We start from the raw sequence: 18,187 nt of genomic DNA, 5'->3' as shown, positions 1-18,187 counted from the left end.
GGGCATCCACGACAGGCGGTGCAGGTGGCCATCTTCACGGACCCCATCAGGGAACATGCCGAGTTCGGCCCCGGGGATGCCGAATGGCTCCACCTCCTCGTCGGCGACTGGCAGCTCATCGCCGACCTTGCGTTCGCGGACCTGGCCCTGTGGTTCCCTCATCCTGAGGACGGGTACATCGCGCTGGCCCACGTGCGTCCGTCCACGACCCACACCGTCTTCCACAGCGACTTCGTGGGGGAGCGGATCCGGTCGGACCTCAAGCCGCTCGTGGACAAGGCCTGGGCGAGCCAGACCATCGAGCGCAGCCACGAGACGAGCTTCAACTCCGAGATGGCGCTGCGCGTCGAGGCCGTGCCGTTCGTCCGCAACGGGCGCACGCTCGCCGTCGTGACCTCCCATATGGACCTCTCCAGCTCGCGCATGCCGAGCCGGCTCGAGCTCACCTACAGGCAGTGCGCCTACGACCTGCTCCGGATGGGGACGCTCGGGCTGTGGCCCGACTTCGCGTCGCCCACCGGCTCCCGCCGAGGCGCTCCCCGCGTCGGCGACGGGCTCATCCGCCTCGATGCGGACGGCATCGTCCAGTATGCGAGCCCGAACGGCGTGTCGGCCTTTCGGAGGCTCGGCGGGATCGAGTCCCTTGAGGGCCGCTCGCTGGCCGAGATGACCACGGGCCTGCTCAAGGACCGAAGGCTCGTCGACGAGACCCTCCCGCTCGTCGTGACGGGCCGGATGCCATGGCGCAGTGAGATCGAGTCGCGCGGCGTGAGCCTGTCGCTGCGGGCCATCCCGCTGCGGGACGAGCACGAGCGGTTCGGCGCCCTCGTGCTGTGCCGCGACGTGTCGGAGCTCAGGCGCCGCGAGATGGAGCTGGTCACGAAGGATGCCACGATCCGGGAGATCCACCATCGCGTGAAGAACAACCTCCAGACGGTGGCTGCGCTGCTGCGCATGCAGTCCCGGCGGATGAAGAGCGACGAGGCGCGCCAGGGCCTCGAGCAGGCGATGCGGCGGGTGGCAACGATCGCCCTCGTGCACGAGACCCTCTCCCAGGGCCTGGCCCAGACGGTCGACTTCGACGAGCTCATCGCCCGCCAGTTCAGGCTCTCCGTCGAGGTCGCGACCGAGGGCCAGCACGTGGCCACCGAGCGGCACGGGGAGTTCGGGGAGCTGCCCAGCGACTTCGTCACCCCTCTTGCCCTCGTGATCAACGAGCTTGTCACGAACGCTGTCGAGCACGGGCTCGCCGACCGGTCGGGGACGGTGTGGCTCGCCGCCGAGCGGTACCAGGATCCGTCGGGGGCGGCCATGCTCGAGGTCACGGTGGAGGACGACGGCGTGGGGCTTCCCGCCGCGTCCGACCGCCATGAGGGCCTGGGCCTCCAGATTGTGCGGACGCTGGTGACGAGTGAACTCGGCGGCACGATCGAGTGGGGCGAGCGGGACGGCGGCGGCACGTGCGTCCGGATCGTGCTGCGTCCCTCCCGCCACTAGCCTGCGCCGGCGCCACTGCCCGCGAGAAGGGACTGAGGGCGAGACAGAGCTGCCCGGGACAGCGATGCTGTCCCGGGCAGAGGGTTCAGGGTGCGCCAGGCGGTCCTGGCACGCGTCCTAGGAGGCGCGGCGGGCGCGGGCGGCGCGGCGCTTGAGTGCGCGGCGTTCGTCCTCGCTCATGCCGCCCCAGACGCCGGCGTCCTGGCCAGACTCGAGAGCCCACTGGAGGCACGTGTCGATGACCTGGCAGCGGCGGCAGACGCTCTTGGCCTCTTCGATCTGCAGGAGGGCCGGCCCCGTGTTCCCGACTGGGAAGAACAGTTCAGGATCCTTGTCGAGGCAGGCCGCGCGATCACGCCAGTCCATGGGGAAGTGCAACTCCGTTTCTCGGGGGTATCGGCACTTTGTGAAAAGATTCACGAGTGCTCTCAAAGCAAAGGGGCCTTTGGGGGCCCCGCGGTCAACTCCGTTAAGGTTGTCACGTTAACTGTGTGTAAACAAGGGTCCTGACCCACTAATCCGCTCGGAAGCGGGAGGTATCCGTCACACCGCCCGGCGAGGTCGGGCTCGACGGATACGGAGGTGGCGAGCGCGTCCGGTAGGGTTCGCATGTGCCCAGCAACCCCGACAAACCGAGCGCCGTCGATGCTCCCGGAGCACGGCCCTGGACCTTGGCCGTCCTCGTCCTCATCATCGCCGTCGAGGCACTGGCGCTCCTCGCCTTCGGAGTCCTCTATGCGGTGTGGCTTGCCGCGGGGCAGGCAGCCACGTCTCCGGCCGGTGCGGCGTTCACGATGGTGCTCCTGCTGCTGTTCGGTATCTGGCTCGGGGTCGTGGCCCTCTTCCTCTGGCGCGGGTTCCGGTGGACGCGTGCGGGTGCGCTGGTCGCGCAGCTCTTTGCGCTGACCATCGGCGTGCCGACCCTCACCGGTGGCTACCCGGTCTACGGGTTCCTCATCCTCGTCCCGGCCGCTGCCGCCATCCTTCTCCTCTTCGAGCGGCGAGTGCTTGCGGCGACCCTCCGGAGCGGCCGCCAGCATCCCGAGCCGTGACGTCGCCTTCTGCGGAGAATCCCAGCTGGACCTCGATCGGACGCCCCTCGACAATCGCAACTGCCCGTCCTGCTGGGGAGGGCCGCAGAGCGTCGATGCGCACGCCGAAAGCGTCCCCGTCGGCGGGACCTCGTGGGCCAATGAGGATTCCCATGCCCCCGGACCGGGTCTGGAGCGCGATCGGGCAGCGTGCGTAGAGGCCTGCACCGTAGCCGGCCGTCGCCACGACGGCAGCCCCGGCCTCGACGAGCTGGGCGAGCAGCTGGTTCTCCTGCGGGCCCAGCGTGTCCGCGTCATCGGCCAGGACGACTGGCAGGCGCCTGGTGTGGGCCTCGCTCGGCAGTCGGCCTCCCAGTTCGGCAAGAAGCCCCTCCCAGTCGTGGCTTCGCTGCCCGGCACGGAAGCCTACGAACCAGACCTTCGGGTTCATCACCTCCAGCGCCCGCAGCAGCGATGATCTGCCCGACTCGGGCCTGCCGAGGACCAGCAGCACGTCGCCGGGCCCGAGCCTGAGGCGGAGCGGCCGCGGTTCGTCCCCTGCAAGCCCTATGGCGAGGCTGAGGCGCGGCCCGGGTCCGGGCGTCGTGCCACCGTTGGCTGATTCTGCCCCAGCGGCGGCAATCGCGGCGGCATCGGCGACGGCTGGCAGCGGCTCGATCCGGAACGGCCGTGAACCTCTGCGCTGGGCGCGGGAGGAAGCAGTCCCTGCGGCGGCGAGGGCTGGGTCCGGAGCGGCGTAGCACTGCAGAACGAGTGGCGCGGGTTCCGCCAGCGCCCCGTGCGCTGCGCCCCGCCCGGGGACGGGGAGCATGGCCGGGAGCCGCGGCCACGCGAGGCGGGCCTCCTCCGGAGCGCCGCACGGGAAGAAGACGCGCGCCCGCATCCCAGCAAAGGCCCGCGACGATACGAGCTCCCTCTCCCCGGCCGCAACAAGCGTGATGCCCGCGGGAGGCCCGTCCCGGATGATGTCGGCGAGCGCTTCCTCCGCCGCTGCGTGCGGGCTCTGGCGAAGTGCCGAGATCCAGCTGCCCCACCCGCTCACGACCAGCACGAGCGGGATGCGCGCGTGTGGGTCGGCGTGGAGCCGCGCGGTGGATTCCTCGCACAGCCGCGCGATCACCCGCGCGGCCCTGACGAGGTCGGCGAGGTCAACGTGCGCGCCGACGCGGGGATGGTCCCGGAGGAAGTGCAGTGTCCCATCGGCGTCGAGCACATACAGGTGGCGTTCCAGTGCCGACCCGGCCAGCTGCGCGGCGACCGATTCCAGAGTGCGGGCTGTCCCGGCGGCAGGCGGTCCGCAGAGGGCCAGATGGCCCTGACGTGCGGGATCCCAGGCCAGTTCGCGGGTGAGCTGCTCGTGCGGAAGGTCGGCGATACCGAGGCGGACGATGCCCTGGCCGGCCGAGGACGCGGGATCCGCCGCATCGCCGCCTCGGTCCGCGATCGTCGTGCCGGCCTCGCCGACCAGCCGGGGCAGCTCGACCCGGTCGGGCAGTGGGGCGGCCACGGGGCGCCGCATCGGCCCCCCGCCGCAGCTGCGCCACAGCTCGGCAACCGTCCGGACCAGAGGCGCGGCGGCGTCCGCGGGGGACAGGGGCAGCGCCCCCGGTCCATCTGCGGCCGGGCGGGCTGCCCACTGCTCGGCGGGCACGACGGTGATGCGGGGCCGGGCGCGCCTGATGGCACCTATTCCCAGAGACGCGGCCTGGAACTCGACGGGCGGTCCGGTTCCCACCGCCAGGTAGGCCCGGCCGGGCAGGCCTACGGGAATCCGCGCGGCCACGGGACTGCCCACGACGTTCGACGATTCGACGTCGTCCTGCATGCGGAGGGCGATGCTGGAGGTGACGTTTGCCCGGATGTCGCTCGACACGGCGCCCTGGGGGCGCTGTGTCGCCATGACGAGATGCATGCCGAGGGAACGCCCCACAGTCGCGATCCGCATGAGCTCGGCCAGCGCCGCAGGCGCCTCGTCGACGAGCACACGGAACTCGTCCACGACGAGCACGAGGCGGGGGAGGGCCGCGGCCCCCTGGCGCGCGAAGTCGTCCAGATCGGCAGCGCCCACGGAGGCGAGCATCCTCTCGCGTCGGACGAGCTCGGCACGCAGTGACGCGAGCGTGCGGTCCACGTCGCCCGCGGCGAGGTCCGTGACCAGGCCGACGCAGTGCGGGAGGCCCGCGAGTGGCTGCAGCCCCGATCCGCCCTTGAAGTCGACGAACAGGAAGGTCAGCCGGTCGGGCGGGTGGGCCGACGCGGCCCCGGCGATGAGGCTTCGCAGGAGCTCGGACTTCCCGGAGCCGGTGGTTCCGGCGATGAGGAGGTGCGGCCCGTCGGCGACCAGGTCGAACGCGAGCGGGCCGGAGGCCGACATGCCCAAGATGACCGCCAGGCCCCGCGCTGACGCGCTGCGCCGCCACGCGGCGCGGATGCTGTCGGCGTCCAAGCGCACCACGTCATCGAGGGCGCATCGCTCGGGCAGGCCTGCGCTGCCCTCGTCGCTTCCGCGAAGTCCGGCTCTCCGCGCCGCGGTCTCGAAGGCCCGCGCCGGCATGAGGTCGGGGATGAACTCGGTCCTCGTTCCGAATGTGACCAGTTCGGCCCGACCAGACCGGAGGCGGATCTCGGCCCCGGAACCGGGCCCGACGGCGTCGGACGGCCCGATGAGCGGCCATCCGCGCTCCGCAGCGGCGCGCACGAGCGCCTCCTGCGGGTGCGGAGCCACTGGGCCGCCCCAGGCAGGTCCTCCTCCCGGCACGACGACGACGACCACCTCCTGTGCCGCGGCTGCCGCGCGCTCAAGCGACGCTGGGTCGAGTATCACGCTGTCCGGAAGGACTCGGACCCGGGGCAGGAACCGCGCGGTCATCCTGAGGGACGACGGGCCGCCCGCCACCAGCGCGCGAGTTCCCGCGAAGGCCGGAAGGAGGGCGAGCTGCAGCAGCACGAACCGCAGGAGCCCTGCAGCCTCTCGCGCGGCGCCGGACACTGCGATCCCGCTGTCCACGGGCACTGTGACGGGCGCGTCGCGGATCATCGGAGCGGCCGGGCCGGGCGGTGTCACCACGACGGCCGCAGGGACATCAGCTGTCCCGAGCCTGAGATGGCCCGACTGCGGAGACCCGGCGGCGCCGGCGCGCGGGCTCCCGTCAGCCTGCCGTGCGGGGACCCCGGTCATCGCGGCGGCACTCCTTGCTGCACCGGCTGGCGGGAGAGCGGATCCCTGGGCACGCGCGAGCAGTCCGGCGTCCGGTGAGGCGCGGCGGCGCCGGTCGGCGTCGTCGTCGGCGGCACGCCGGAGCCGGCGCTGCAGGTCGCGCCGGGCCGAACGGGCCTCCGCGAGGGGGAACAGGATCGACACCGCAGAGACGGCGGTGAATGCCAGGAACATCCACGTGCCGGTGGCAAGGGCCATCCCGATGCCGAGGAGCAGCGGCAGGACGGCCATGGCGATCAGCGCGGCCCTCCGGGACGGCGGAACGTTCTGGGGCACCGTCTGCGTCTCGCCGGGCGCACCACCGGCCGCGGGATCGATCTGCGGGGCCTCAGAGCTGAATGCCAGCGCGCAGGTGCTCGCGCCGATCCGGAAGCCCTCGCCCACCGCGAGGTGCGCGGCACGCACGCGGCGGCCACCGAGCCACGTCCCGTTCGCACTGCCGGCGTCGCGGAGCACCACACCTGTGTCCGTCACCTCGAGGACGGCGTGGTCGCGCGACAGTGCAGGATCGGCCAACGCAATGCACGGGCCGGGTCCCGAGGGACTCCTGCCGATCCTAAACGTCCCGCGGGGAAGGGGAACCACAGTCCCTGACGCGGGCCCATTCCGGACGACGAGGGCGAGGGGCGGTGCGCCGACGGAGCCGCCGCACCACTGCGGGAGGAGGACGGCCCCGCTGCACAGCGGCGCGGTTCCCGCGACCAGATCCTCCAGGGGGCTGCCTCCGATGGCGAGCGGTCCCACGCCGTAGCGTTCCGTGAGCTCAGACTGGATCACGCTGCCTGACGTCCCCCTGGCGGTGTCGACCACGATGTCGCGGCGTGCCAGGCCAGACTGCAGATGACCGGCATCGGGTACGACCAGCGTGCAGTGCAGCTCCATGTCCCCCCCAGGAAACGTACCTACTCAAGGCCCTCCCAGATCACGCTAGGCCCCGGGGGAGCAGGCATTCCAGCGCAAGGGCGCGCTTGTGGACAACGCGCTGAAGGACGCTTCTCGGCGCGCAATTCCACGGTCTCGCGCGGTGCCGGGGCACGCGTCGCGGCGGTTCATCGGGTCGGGAAGGCCTCCGACCCGCGCATATACTGAACCTTGGCCACACCCTTGGAGCTCGTTTGGAAGGACATCAGTCATGGTCACAGTAGCCCCGGGGGCCGATGTCTCCGATGCTGCCCGCATTGGCGAGGGGACGAAGATCTGGCATCTGGCGCAGGTCCGCGAGGACGCTGTCCTCGGGGAGAACTGCATCGTCGGACGCGGGGCCTATGTCGGCACAGGCGTGAAGATCGGCAACAACGTCAAGATCCAGAACTATGCGCTGGTCTACGAGCCGGCGGTGCTGGACGACGGCGTGTTCATCGGACCCGCTGTCGTCCTCACGAACGACACCTACCCACGGTCGGTGAACCCGGACGGATCGCTCAAGAGTGCCCACGACTGGGAGCCGGTCGGTGTGACCATCCGCGAAGGGGCGTCCATCGGCGCCCGGGCCGTGTGCATCGCACCGGCGACCATCGGCCGCTGGGCCACCGTGGCGGCGGGCGCCGTCGTGACCAAGGACGTGCCGGACTTCGCCCTCGTGGCTGGAGTCCCCGCACGCCGGATCGCCTGGGTCGGCAAGTCCGGAGAGCCGCTGGTGCGCGAGGGGGACCATTGGGTCTGCCAGCGCACGCGAGAGAAATACATCGAAGAGGACGAGACCCTGCGAGAGGTTGACGCATGAGCAAGGACTTCATTCCCCCCGCCAAACCCATCATCGGCCAGGAGGAGCGGGACGCGGTTGACCGCGTTCTCGCGTCCGGGCAGCTTGCCCAGGGCTCCGAAGTCGCCGCATTCGAGAACGAGTTCTCCTCCGTCCTGCTTGACGGACGGGCCAGCGTCGCGGTCAACTCCGGAACGTCCGGGCTCCACCTCGGCCTCCTCGCCGCGGGGATCGGTCCCGGCGACGAAGTGATCGTGCCCTCCTTCACCTTCGCCGCGACGGCCAACTCGGTTGCCCTGACCGGTGCCACGCCGGTCTTCGCCGACATCGAGCTCGAGCACTTCTGCCTCGATCCGGCATCCGTCGAGGAGAAGATCACCGACAGGACCAAGGGCATCATGCCTGTCCACCTGTACGGGCACCCCTTCAACGTCGAGGCCTTCGAGGCCCTGGCCGCCAAGCACGGCGTGGCCCTGTTCGAGGACGCGGCCCAGGCCCACGGGGCCAAGGCCAACGGCCGTCGCGTCGGCACCTTCGGCACGTTCGCGATGTTCAGCCTCTACCCGACGAAGAACATGACGTCGGGCGAGGGCGGCATGGTCTCCACCGGCGACGCCGAGGTGGAGCGCCGCCTCCGGCTCCTGCGCAACCAGGGCATGGAGCGGCAGTACGAGAACGAGCTCGTCGGCTTCAACAACCGCATGACGAACATCCACGCCGCCATCGGCCGGGTTCAGCTGACGAAGGTCCTCGGCTGGACCGACCAGCGCCGCGCCAATGCCGCGTTCCTCGACGCCAACATCGAGGGCGTCGTCACGCCGCGCGTCGCCGAGGGCTACGAGCACGTGTACCACCAGTACACCGTCCGCGTCGCGGATGACCGGGACGGCTTCGTCAAGGCCCTCCGCGAGGAGCACAACGTCGGCTCGGGCGTCTACTACCCGATCCCGAACCACCGCCTTGCCCCGTTCCGCACGAGCGATGACCTCCCGGTGACCGAGCAGGCGGCGGCCGAGGTGGTCTCGCTCCCGGTCCACCCCTCGCTGAGCCAGGATGACTTCGAGCGCATCGTCGAGGCAGTGAACACTGTCGCGAAGGCAGGTGCGTGATGGCTGAGCTCCGCGCAGGCATCATCGGCCTCGGCATGATGGGGCGCCATCACGCCCGCGTGCTCCGCGAGCTCGACGGCGTTGAGCTCGTCGCGGTCGCCGACGCCTTCGGCGACCCGCACGGCGTGGCCGGTTCGCTCCCGCTGCTGTCCTCGGTTGACCAGCTCATCGACGCCGGCATCGACCTCGCCGTTGCCGCGGTCCCCACCATCCTCCACGAGGAGGTCGCCCTCAAGCTCGCAGAGGCCGGGGTGCACACCCTCGTCGAGAAGCCGATCGCCAACGACTCCGCGTCGGGCAAGCGGATCGCCGATGCCTTCGAGGAACGCGGACTCGTCGGCGCGGTGGGGCACATCGAGCGTTTCAACCCGGCTCTGCAGAGCCTCCGGGAGCGCCTCGAGAACGGCGACCTCGGGGACGTCTACCAGATCTCGACGCGCCGTCAGGGCCCCTTCCCGGCCCGGATCGCGGACGTCGGCGTCGTCAAGGATCTCGCGACGCACGACATCGACCTCACCGCCTGGCTCGCGCAGAGCCGGTACGTGACGGTCGCCGCGAACACCACTCACCGCTCCGGCCGCCAGCACGAGGACATGGTCAGCGCCATCGGCCACCTCGAAGGCGGCATCGGCACCAACCACATCGTGAACTGGCTCTCCCCGTTCAAGGAGCGCACCACGGTGGTCCTGGGCGAGAGGGGAGCGTTCATCGCGGACACCGTCTCGGCCGACCTCACGTTCGTGGAGAACGGCACGTTCCAGACCGACTGGGACTCGATCGCGAACTTCCGCGGCGTGTCCGAGGGCTCCTCGACGCGGTTCGCCATCGCCAAGCGCGAACCCCTCAAGATGGAGCACGAGGCCTTCCGCGACGCCGTCCTGGGGATCTCCAAGGACGTCGTCACGATGACAGAGGGCCGCGAGACGCTCCGCGTCGCCGAGGCGCTGCTCGAATCGGCCCGGTCGGGCGCCGTCGTCCAGCTCTGAGCCACTGACTCCACGGAAGGCCGCCGAACCGGCGGCCTTCCGTGTGCCGGGGAGGTCCCAGAGTGGGGCATCCCACCGACCCCGATTCAGGGAAGCCTGCCGCGCTCCGGTAGGCTGAACCCGGACCATTGGGCCTGCTGTGCCCTCTCGCCAGCAGTCCGCCAACCCACAGGAGTGATCTTGACTGCAGACCTCGTTGTTGTCGGCTCCGGCTTCTTCGGCCTCACAGTGGCCGAACGCGCAGCCGCAGACCTCGGCCTCAAGGTGACAGTGATCGACCGCCGCCACCACATCGGAGGCAATGCGTACAGCGAGACCGAGGGCCAGACGGGGATCGAGGTGCACCGCTACGGCGCCCACCTGTTCCACACGTCCAACGAGAAGGTCTGGGAGTACGTCAACCGCTTCACGACGTTCACCAACTATGTGCACCGGGTCTACGGAGTGCACAAGGGCGAGGTCTTCCCCCTCCCCATCAACCTCGGGACCATCAACCAGTTCTTCCGCGCGAACTACACGCCGAGCGAGGCCCGCGCCCTCATCGCCGAGCAGGCTGGCGAGCTCGCGGGGACAGACCCGCAGAACCTCAACGACAAGGGCATCCAGCTCATCGGCCGGCCCCTCTACGAGGCGTTCATCAAGCACTACACCGGCAAGCAGTGGCAGACGGACCCCAAGGACCTGCCCGCCGGCATCATCTCGCGGCTCCCCGTGCGCTACACGTACGACAACCGGTACTTCAACGACACGTTCGAGGGCCTGCCCACCCAGGGCTACACGGCATGGATCGAGCGCATGGCCGACCATCCGAACATCACGGTCCAGCTCGAGACCGACTTCTTCGACGAGTCGCAGCCGGTGAGCAAGGGCAACGTGGTCGGCAACGTCCCCGTCGTCTACACGGGCCCGGTCGACCGGTACTTCGACTACAAAGAGGGTGACCTGTCCTGGCGCACCATCGACTTCGAGGAGGAGGTGCTCGACACGGGTGACTTCCAGGGGACCTCGGTGGTGAACTACAACGACCCCGACGTCCCGTGGACCCGTATCATCGAGCCCCGGCACTTCCACCCCGAGCGCAACTACCAGACCGAGAAGACCGTCATCATGCGCGAGTTCTCCCGGTTCGCCGAGAAGGGCGACGAGCCCTACTACCCGATCAACACCGAGGCGGACCGCAGCAAGCTGCTCGCCTACCGGGATCTGGCCAAGTCCGAGAAGGACGTGCTCTTCGGCGGCCGCCTCGGCACGTACAAGTACCTCGACATGCACATGGCCATCGGCTCGGCGCTGTCGATGTTCGAGAACAAGATCAAGCCGCACTTCACCGGCGGTGCCAAGCTCGAGAGCGGGGGAGTGGACGCATGAGCGTCACCGCAGACAAGCAGACGACCAAGACAGCGGCGGAGCAGGCCGGCAACGGGGACCTGCGCGTAGTCCAGCGCGTCGTGTTCCCCGTGACGCGCGACCTCGACACCCTCCCGCTCTACGTCGACCCGGACATCCGCAAGGTGCAGTCGACCACCGGCCAGGGCCGCGACGGGACCGTGCAGACGGTGAGTGCGGGCCAGCAGCTGCACCCCCAGGACATCCTGTCCCGCCGCAGCGTCCGGGTCCGCCCGGGCGAGCGGCTCTCGTTCGGCTCCTACTTCAACGCCTTCCCTGCGAGCTACTGGCGCAAGTGGACCGTCGCGGACAAGACCGTCCTGTCCGTCGCCACGCAGGGCGAGGGCACCGTCGTCGTCTACCGCTCCAATGCCCGCGGCGTGTCCCAGCGCGTGGACTCCGTGCTCGTGGACGGCAGCAGCCGCCTCGAGTTCGACCTCACGCTGTCGCCGTTCGGCGACGGCGGATGGTACTGGTTCGACCTCGTCGCAGGTGCCTCGGGCATGACGCTCGAGCAGGCCGAGTGGTCCGTGCCCGACGGCGGCCGTCCGCAAGGCCGCGTGACGCTCGGCGTGACGACGTTCAACCGTGCCGACTACTGCCTCAAGACCATTGAGACGATCGCCGCGGACCAGGGCGTCCTGGAGATCCTCGATGAGCTCATCATCGTCGACCAGGGCACCCAGAAGGTCGCCGACCAGGACGGCTTCGACGAGGTCGCAGCGTCGATGGGCAGCCAGCTGCGCATGATCAACCAGGGCAACCTCGGCGGTTCCGGCGGCTTCGCCCGCAACATGTACGAGATGGTCAGCGCGGGCAAGAGCGACTACGTCATGCTGCTCGACGACGACATCAACCTGGAGACAGAGGGTGTCCTCCGTGCGGTCGCCTTCGCGGACCTGTGCCGCACCCCCACCATCGTGGGCGGACACATGTTCGACATGTTCAACAAGTCGGTGCTGCACGCCTTTGCCGAGGTCGTCAACCCGTACCGCTTCCTGTGGGGCCCGATCCAGGATCTGGGCAACCACGACTTCAGCACCGAGGGCCTGCGCGCCTCGGCGCCGCTGCACCGCCGGTGGGATGTCGACTACAACGGCTGGTGGATGTGCCTCATCCCCCGCACGGTGGTCGAGAACATCGGCCTGTCGCTGCCGGTGTTCATCAAGTGGGACGACGCCGAGTACTCGCTCCGTGCGCGTGCTGCAGGCTTCCCCACGGTGACCCTCCCGGGTGCTGCCGTCTGGCACGTCTCATGGGCTGACAAGGACGACTCCGTCGACTGGCAGGCCTTCTACCACGAGCGCAACCGTCTCATCGCCACGCTCCTGCACTCGCCCTACGCCAAGGGCGGCCGGATCTTCCGCGAGAGCATGAACAACGACGTCAAGCACCTGGTGTCCATGCAGTACTACCCGGAGCAGGCCCGTCTGCTCGCGCTCAAGGACGTGCTGGCCGGCCCCGAGGGCCTGCACGAGCAGCTCCCCACGATGATGCCGAAGCTGCGCGCGCTCCGCAACGAGTTCACCGACTCCCAGATCAAGACCGACCCGGGGGCCTTCCCGGCGCCCTTCCGGAAGAAGCCCCCGAAGAAGCCCCAGTCGTACCGGATGCCCTCCACGCTCGGCCTGCTGCCCTGGGCGGCCAAGACCGTGCTCAAGCAGACGGTCATGCCCGTGCGCACCGACGCGAAGGACCATCCCGAAGCGCACGTGGCGCACCAGGATGGGAAGTGGTGGAGCCTCGCCCACCTCGACAGCGCCGTGGTGTCCAACGCGGACGGGACCGGTGCCTCCTGGTACATGCGCGACCCGAAGAAGGCCCGCGAACTCCTCGCCGAGTCCGTGGCGCTGCACGCGCAGCTGTTCGCGAACTGGGAGAAGCTCCGCGCCCGCTACCGCAAGGCCCTGCCCGAGATCACATCGATGGAAGCATGGAAGAAGACGTTCGACGCCTCGGTGTCCGGCACCGCGAAATGACCCAGGACACCGCCACCTACGACACGCCTGGCGTCGGGGCCGGGCTCCTCGACGTCTTCCGCCGCCGGTACCTGCTCAAGCTGATCGTCCGCAAGGAGCTCAGGGTCCGCTACCGCGGGTCAGTCCTCGGGCTCGCCTGGTCGTACGTCAAGCCGCTCGTGCAGTACCTGGTGCTCTTCATCGCGCTCGGCATCGTGCTGCGTGTGGGGGAGGCCATCCCGAACTATGCCCTGTACATGTTCTCGGGCGTGATCGTGGTCAACTTCTTCACCGAGGCGTTCTCGAACGCGACGCGCTCCATCGTCTGGAACGCGCCCCTGGTGAAGAAGATCTACCTTCCGCGGGAGCTGTTCCCGGTGGCATCGGTCTGGGTCGCGGCCGTGCACTTCCTCCCGCAGCTGATCGTCCTCCTGCTCGCCGCACTGGTGAGCGGGTGGAGCCCGGACCTCGCCGGCCTCGTGGGCGCGGTCATCGGATTCGTCATCGTGTCCATCACCGCGGTGGGCCTCGGCCTGCTCGCCGGAGCGGTGAACGTCTTCTTCCGCGACTCGGAGAACATCGTGGACATGCTCATGATGATGGTTACCTGGGTCTCGCCCGTGCTCTACGACTGGACCATGATCCGGCGCATCCTGCCCGACTGGCTGTTCGTGGTGTACCAGCTCAATCCGGTCACGGTGGCAGTGGAGATGTTCCACTGGGCCTTCTGGCACCCCTCGGTGCGCGGCCCCGTCGAGCTGCCGCCGCACCTCATGCTCACCGGCCTCGCGGGCCTGGGCATGGCCGCACTATTCCTTCTCATCGGCCAGCTGGCGTTCCGCCGGCTCGAAGGCCACTTCGCCCAGGAGGTCTGATGAATCCCGTCATCAAGATCGAGGGCCTGGGCAAGACCTTCAACCTCAGGCACACCCATTCCCTCAAGGAGACGGTCGTCTGGCTCTTCAAGGGCCGGAAGGAGGACCTGTCCAAGAAGTTCCGCGCCCTCGACGGCGTGGACCTGGAGGTCAGGGAGGGCGAGACCGTCGCGCTGCTCGGCTTCAACGGTTCGGGCAAGTCCACCCTGCTCAAGCTCATCTCGGGCGTGATCCTGCCGGACGGCGGCACGGTGCGCACGCGCGGACGGGTCGCGGGCCTCATCGAGGTCGGCGCGGGGTTCCACCCTGACCTCTCGGGCCGGGAGAACGTCTACCTGAACGCGGCGATCCTGGGCATGAGCGAGGCCGAGATCGATGAGAAGTTCGACGAGATCGTCGCCTTCTCCGAGATCGAGCAGTTCATCGACACCGAGGTGAAGTTCTACTCCTCGGGCATGTTCCTGCGCCTCGCATTCGCGGTGGCGGTGCACACCCAGCCGGACATCTTCCTGGTCGACGAGATCCTGGCCGTAGGCGACGAGCCCTTCCAGCGCAAGTGCCTCGAGCGGATCCGGAAGCTCTCGGACGAGGGCCGGACGCTCGTCGTCGTGAGCCATGACCTCGACATGGTCGCCCGCATCTGCACCCGCGGCGTCGTGCTCGAGCACGGCAAGGTGGCCTTCGACGGCCCCGCGCCGGACGCCGTCGACTGGCTCCGGTCCCGGTAGCCGCGCGCCCCGTCCCGCCCCAGACCCCTCCCGGAACCACCAGAAAGGCCATTCGACACATGGACCTCGGCCCGCTGGCGCTCAGCGTCGCCCTCATCGCCCTCGTCTGGTGGGGTCCCGGCTGGCTGCTGGGAGAGGCGCTCGGCATCCGCCGCATCCTCCTGCCGGCCGTGGCGCCGCTCATCGGGGTCGGGGCGCTTGCCAGCATCGGGGCCATCGGACACCTCGCCGGCATGGCATGGAACGCCCTCACCGTGGCGATCACGGTCCTCGTCCTCGCCGCCGTGCTCTTCGGCGTCCGCGTCGCCGTCCGGCGGCGCAGGGCCGCCGCGGATCCGGCGCCCTTCTTCGGCAGGTGGGGCTACCGCGGGGCGTGGCTGACCCTGGCCGCGGGCATCCTCGCCGGCGGAGTCGTCGCCGCCACCTCGTGGACGGTCGGAACCGAGGGGCTGCTGGGCATCAACCAGGACTGGGACATCCCCTGGCACGCCAACATGATCCGACTCATCGCGGAGAACCAGGTGTGGGACCCCTCCATCGCCGGCAACTTCGCGTACTACGACACCAACATCGCCGACGCGCCGATCCGGAGCTACCCGATCGCGTTCCACGCGATGCTCGCGCTGGTCTGGCCGGTGACCGGTGTGGCGCTGCCGACATTCCTGAATGTCTTCGTCGTGCTCATGATGGCTGTCCAGCTCCCCCTGAGCACTGTCGCGCTCGGCCTCGTCGTGACGCGACGCCCCGTCGCCCTGGCGGCCGCGGCCGCCGTGTCCGGCTGGTTCACGGTGTACCCGTTCGATCTCCTCTGGCGCGGCCCGCTCATCCCCTTTTTCGCGGGGATGCTGCTCGTCGGGCCCTTCTGCCTCCTTGCCGTGCGCGCCGCCCTCGGCCGTCTCTGGCTGTGGGTGCCCGCGATCGCCTTCGGAGCGGTGGCGCTCATCGCCGTCCACCCCTCGCTGGCCTTCGTGGTGGCTCCCATCCTGGTCTTCTGGTTCATCGCGCTCCTGGTCCGACGCCGCCTCGCGGCCGTGGTGCCCGCCCTCGTCCTCGCCGCGGGTGCAGTCCTCGCGGCGGTCCTCGGCCTGCCGATCATCCAGCAGATGCTCAAGGAGGCGGAGCGCGTTTCGAAGCAGGTCTGGGCCGCCGACACCGACCGGATGGGCGCGATCCAGAACATCCTGCTCCTGCACCACGGGTCGACCCCCCAGCCGATCCTCTCCGCCATGGTCGGCCTCGGGGTGCTGGCTCTCCTCGTGCGGCCGAAGATGTGGTGGTACCTCGCCCCCGTCCTGGCGTACGCTTTCCTCTCCGCCTACACGATGGGCTCGAACAGCACGCTGTTCGCGAGCCTGACCGCTCCGTTCTACGACGACCAGTGGCGGATCTTCGGCATCCTGGTCATGCTGCTCGTGCCGCTCGCCGGGCTCGGTGTGGCGCAGTTGGCCGAGGCCGTCGGCTGGGCGGTGCGGCGGTTCTGCAGCCAGCGGGGGAGGCGCGCGCAGGGCGAGCGCACGACGGCGGCCGCGCACGCGGCGTCGTCCGCGACGCCTGTCGCCGTGCTCGCCACGGCTGCGGTCGTGCTCCTGCTCGCGGGAGTCGTCGCACGACCCTACTTCGCGGAGAACGCGGCACGGATTGAGATCAACACCAAGGTCGACGGCGCGACGCTCTCCACGGCCGAGGTGCGCCTCCTGACCCATATCGCCGACTACGTGCCGCAGGACGCGACGGTGCTCAACGACTCGTGCAACGGCTCGGTCTGGATGTACGCGCTCGGCAACCGCATGCCGATGATCCGGCACTTCGAGATCCTGCCGACCAACCGGCAGCTCCTCGTGCTACAGAAGCTCCCCGAGCTCGCGACCGACTCCCAAGCCCGCGCGGCGGCCGCCGAGCTCGGCATCGAGTACGTCTACATCGCCGATGGGACCATCAGGGCCTGGGACGAGCCGAAGCCCGGGCTGACGCACCCAGACCAGATCCCGTTCCTCAAGCTCCTCGCCCGCGACGGCAATGCCGCGGTCTACAAGCTCGACTGGGACAGCCTGCCGGGCGGCCGCGCCCAGCTCGAGGCCCGGGCCGGTGACCGCCACCAGATCGGGGATGTGCCCGGCATACTCCTGAACTCCGACCCCGACGGGATTGCCCCCCTTGGAAGGATCTGCTGATGCTCGACAAAGCCAAGCGCTTCCTGCGCTCGAGCCTCTTCCGCTACCTCTTCATCGGCGGCCTCAGCTTCCTCGTGGACCTCGGCCTTTTGGCCCTGTGCTACCAGGTGTTCGGCCTCCCGCTGTGGGTCGCGACCGGCGCCGGGTTCTGGGGAAGCTTCTTCTTCAACTACTTCCTGCAGCGCCACTTCTCCTTCGGGGGAGGCGGCAGTGCGCTCGGTGGCGTCCTGCGCTACTCGGGGCTCCTCGTGGTGAACACGCTCGCCGTCATGGGCATTGTCCAGTTCTTCGAGTTCGTCGGTGCAGGCTATGTGGTGGGCAAGGTCGTCGCCACCATCCTCACCACCGGCTGGAACTACTTCATCTACAAGCACTGGGTCTTCCCACAGCACCACAGGAGCAAGGCCGCCGAGCCCAGCGCGCCGGACACCGGTGCCCCCATTCACCCGACACCATCGACGAACAGCGAAGGATAACGATGTACCGAGGAGTACGGATCGCCGCGGTCGTGCCCGCCTACAAGGAGGAGCTGCACATCGGGACGGTCATCCAGACGATGCCGGCCTTCGTCGACGACATCGTGATCGTCGACGACTGCAGCCCGGACGACACCTCTGGCGCAGCCCGGCGCGCCGACGACGGCCGCGTCACCCTCATCCGCCACGAGGTCAACCAGGGCGTGGGTGGTGCGATCATGACGGCGCACCGCGCCGCGATGGAACTCGGCTCGGAGATCAACGTGGTCATGGCCGGGGACGCGCAGATGGACCCCGACTACCTCCCGCAGCTGCTCGACCCCGTGATCGACGGATACGGGTTCGCCAAGGCCAACCGCTTCTTCTCCGGCGAGTCCTTCGCCGGAATGCCCGGGTACCGGATCTTCGGCAACATCGTCCTGTCCTTCATGACGAAGCTGGCCTCCGGCTACTGGCACATCTTCGACCCCCAGAACGGCTACACGGCGATCCGCACGGAGGTCCTGCGGCGGCTGCCCATGAACAAGGTCGCTCAGCGGTACAGCTTCGAGAACGACCTGCTCATCCACCTGAACATCCTCGACGTGCCGATCTGCGACGTCCCGATCCCGGCCGTGTACGGTGCCGAGGTATCCAGCATCAAGCTCAGCAGGGTCATCCCGGAGCTCGTCTCGCTGCTCTTCGGCGGCTTCTGGCGGCGGGTCTGGTGGAAGTACATGGTCTGGTCCTTCTCGGCAGTCGCCCTCCTGCTGATCTTCGGGCTCGCCCTCCTGGTGGGCGGGATCGCGATCGGCATCTGGGTCATCCTCGCGAGCGTCGGCTCACCGACCGCGGGCTCGGTCATGCTCGCGGCCGTGCCCTTCATGCTCGGCGTCCAGATGCTCCTGATGTCGCTACAGCTCGACATCCAGGGCAGCCCCAACAGCCCGACCCTCCACAAGCTCCAGCCGCAGACAGCGAACTAGGAGGGCACCCGGCTTCGGCCTGTGCTCTGTGAGCCAGCGGTACGCACGACGTCGGCCCCACCCCG

At 69.2% G+C, this 18,187-nt stretch carries 14 protein-coding genes; 12 read left to right on the top strand and 2 right to left on the bottom strand.

The window, feature by feature from the left end; translation table 11 throughout:
* Positions 1–24: 24 nt before the first annotated feature.
* Positions 25–1,497, top strand: a complete 1,473-nt coding sequence (locus ABD298_RS05000) for a sensor histidine kinase (protein WP_344298544.1) — start codon at positions 25–27, stop codon at positions 1,495–1,497.
* 117 nt (positions 1,498–1,614) lie between these two features.
* Here the strand turns inward: ABD298_RS05000 and ABD298_RS04995 are convergent, their stop codons facing one another.
* Positions 1,615–1,863: a WhiB family transcriptional regulator gene (locus ABD298_RS04995; protein WP_208709355.1), complete on the bottom strand. Its 249-nt coding sequence runs from the start codon at positions 1,861–1,863 to the stop codon at positions 1,615–1,617.
* A 245-nt stretch (positions 1,864–2,108) separates the two neighbouring features.
* Between ABD298_RS04995 and ABD298_RS04990 the strand changes: the two genes are divergently transcribed.
* Positions 2,109–2,549 carry a hypothetical protein gene (locus ABD298_RS04990; protein ID WP_344298543.1) on the top strand — a complete coding sequence of 147 codons (441 nt, stop codon included), beginning with the start codon at positions 2,109–2,111 and terminating at the stop codon, positions 2,547–2,549.
* Here the strand turns inward: ABD298_RS04990 and ABD298_RS04985 are convergent.
* Positions 2,452–6,543, bottom strand: a complete 4,092-nt coding sequence (locus tag ABD298_RS04985) for an FtsK/SpoIIIE domain-containing protein (RefSeq protein WP_344298542.1) — start codon at positions 6,541–6,543, stop codon at positions 2,452–2,454. The two genes, ABD298_RS04990 and ABD298_RS04985, sit on opposite strands and share 98 nt — an antisense overlap.
* 355 nt (positions 6,544–6,898) lie before the next feature.
* Between ABD298_RS04985 and ABD298_RS04980 the strand changes: the two genes are divergently transcribed.
* The 10 genes from ABD298_RS04980 to ABD298_RS04935 all read left to right on the top strand — a co-directional run bounded on the left by ABD298_RS04980 (position 6,899) and on the right by ABD298_RS04935 (position 18,122).
* Positions 6,899–7,489 carry an acyltransferase gene (locus ABD298_RS04980; protein ID WP_208709351.1) on the top strand — a complete coding sequence of 197 codons (591 nt, stop codon included), beginning with the start codon at positions 6,899–6,901 and terminating at the stop codon, positions 7,487–7,489.
* Positions 7,486–8,577: a DegT/DnrJ/EryC1/StrS family aminotransferase gene (locus ABD298_RS04975; RefSeq protein WP_208709349.1), complete on the top strand. Its 1,092-nt coding sequence runs from the start codon at positions 7,486–7,488 to the stop codon at positions 8,575–8,577. Before ABD298_RS04980 ends, ABD298_RS04975 begins: the two co-directional genes overlap by 4 nt.
* Complete coding sequence (locus tag ABD298_RS04970) at positions 8,577–9,563, top strand: Gfo/Idh/MocA family oxidoreductase (RefSeq protein ID WP_344298541.1); 987 nt, start codon at positions 8,577–8,579, stop codon at positions 9,561–9,563. Before ABD298_RS04975 ends, ABD298_RS04970 begins: the two co-directional genes overlap by 1 nt.
* A 180-nt stretch (positions 9,564–9,743) precedes the next feature.
* A complete protein-coding gene (gene glf, locus ABD298_RS04965) occupies positions 9,744–10,931 on the top strand; it encodes a UDP-galactopyranose mutase (protein WP_208709345.1) in 1,188 nt (395 codons plus the stop codon).
* A complete protein-coding gene (locus tag ABD298_RS04960; protein ID WP_344298540.1) occupies positions 10,928–12,928 on the top strand; it encodes a glycosyltransferase in 2,001 nt (666 codons plus the stop codon). The genes glf and ABD298_RS04960 overlap by 4 nt, the downstream gene beginning before the upstream one ends.
* Positions 12,925–13,782 carry an ABC transporter permease gene (locus ABD298_RS04955; protein WP_344298539.1) on the top strand — a complete coding sequence of 286 codons (858 nt, stop codon included), beginning with the start codon at positions 12,925–12,927 and terminating at the stop codon, positions 13,780–13,782. The genes ABD298_RS04960 and ABD298_RS04955 overlap by 4 nt, the downstream gene beginning before the upstream one ends.
* Complete coding sequence (locus ABD298_RS04950; protein WP_344298538.1) at positions 13,782–14,510, top strand: ABC transporter ATP-binding protein; 729 nt, start codon at positions 13,782–13,784, stop codon at positions 14,508–14,510. The genes ABD298_RS04955 and ABD298_RS04950 overlap by 1 nt, the downstream gene beginning before the upstream one ends.
* Positions 14,511–14,569: 59 nt before the next feature.
* On the top strand, positions 14,570–16,681 hold the full coding sequence (locus ABD298_RS04945) for a DUF6541 family protein (protein WP_344298537.1): 2,112 nt from the start codon (positions 14,570–14,572) through the stop codon (positions 16,679–16,681).
* Positions 16,681–17,157, top strand: coding sequence for a GtrA family protein (locus ABD298_RS04940; RefSeq protein ID WP_344298536.1), 477 nt, complete (start codon positions 16,681–16,683; stop codon positions 17,155–17,157). Before ABD298_RS04945 ends, ABD298_RS04940 begins: the two co-directional genes overlap by 1 nt.
* A 2-nt stretch (positions 17,158–17,159) precedes the next feature.
* Positions 17,160–18,122 carry a glycosyltransferase family 2 protein gene (locus tag ABD298_RS04935; RefSeq protein WP_344298535.1) on the top strand — a complete coding sequence of 321 codons (963 nt, stop codon included), beginning with the start codon at positions 17,160–17,162 and terminating at the stop codon, positions 18,120–18,122.
* The last annotated feature ends 65 nt before the right edge of the window (positions 18,123–18,187 follow it).

This window comes from Sinomonas flava (genome assembly GCF_039531875.1).
Taxonomy (GTDB): Bacteria; Actinomycetota; Actinomycetes; order Actinomycetales; family Micrococcaceae; genus Sinomonas; species Sinomonas flava.
Note: the sequence above shows the minus strand (reverse complement) of the source record. Positions and strands in the feature narration are given on the sequence as shown.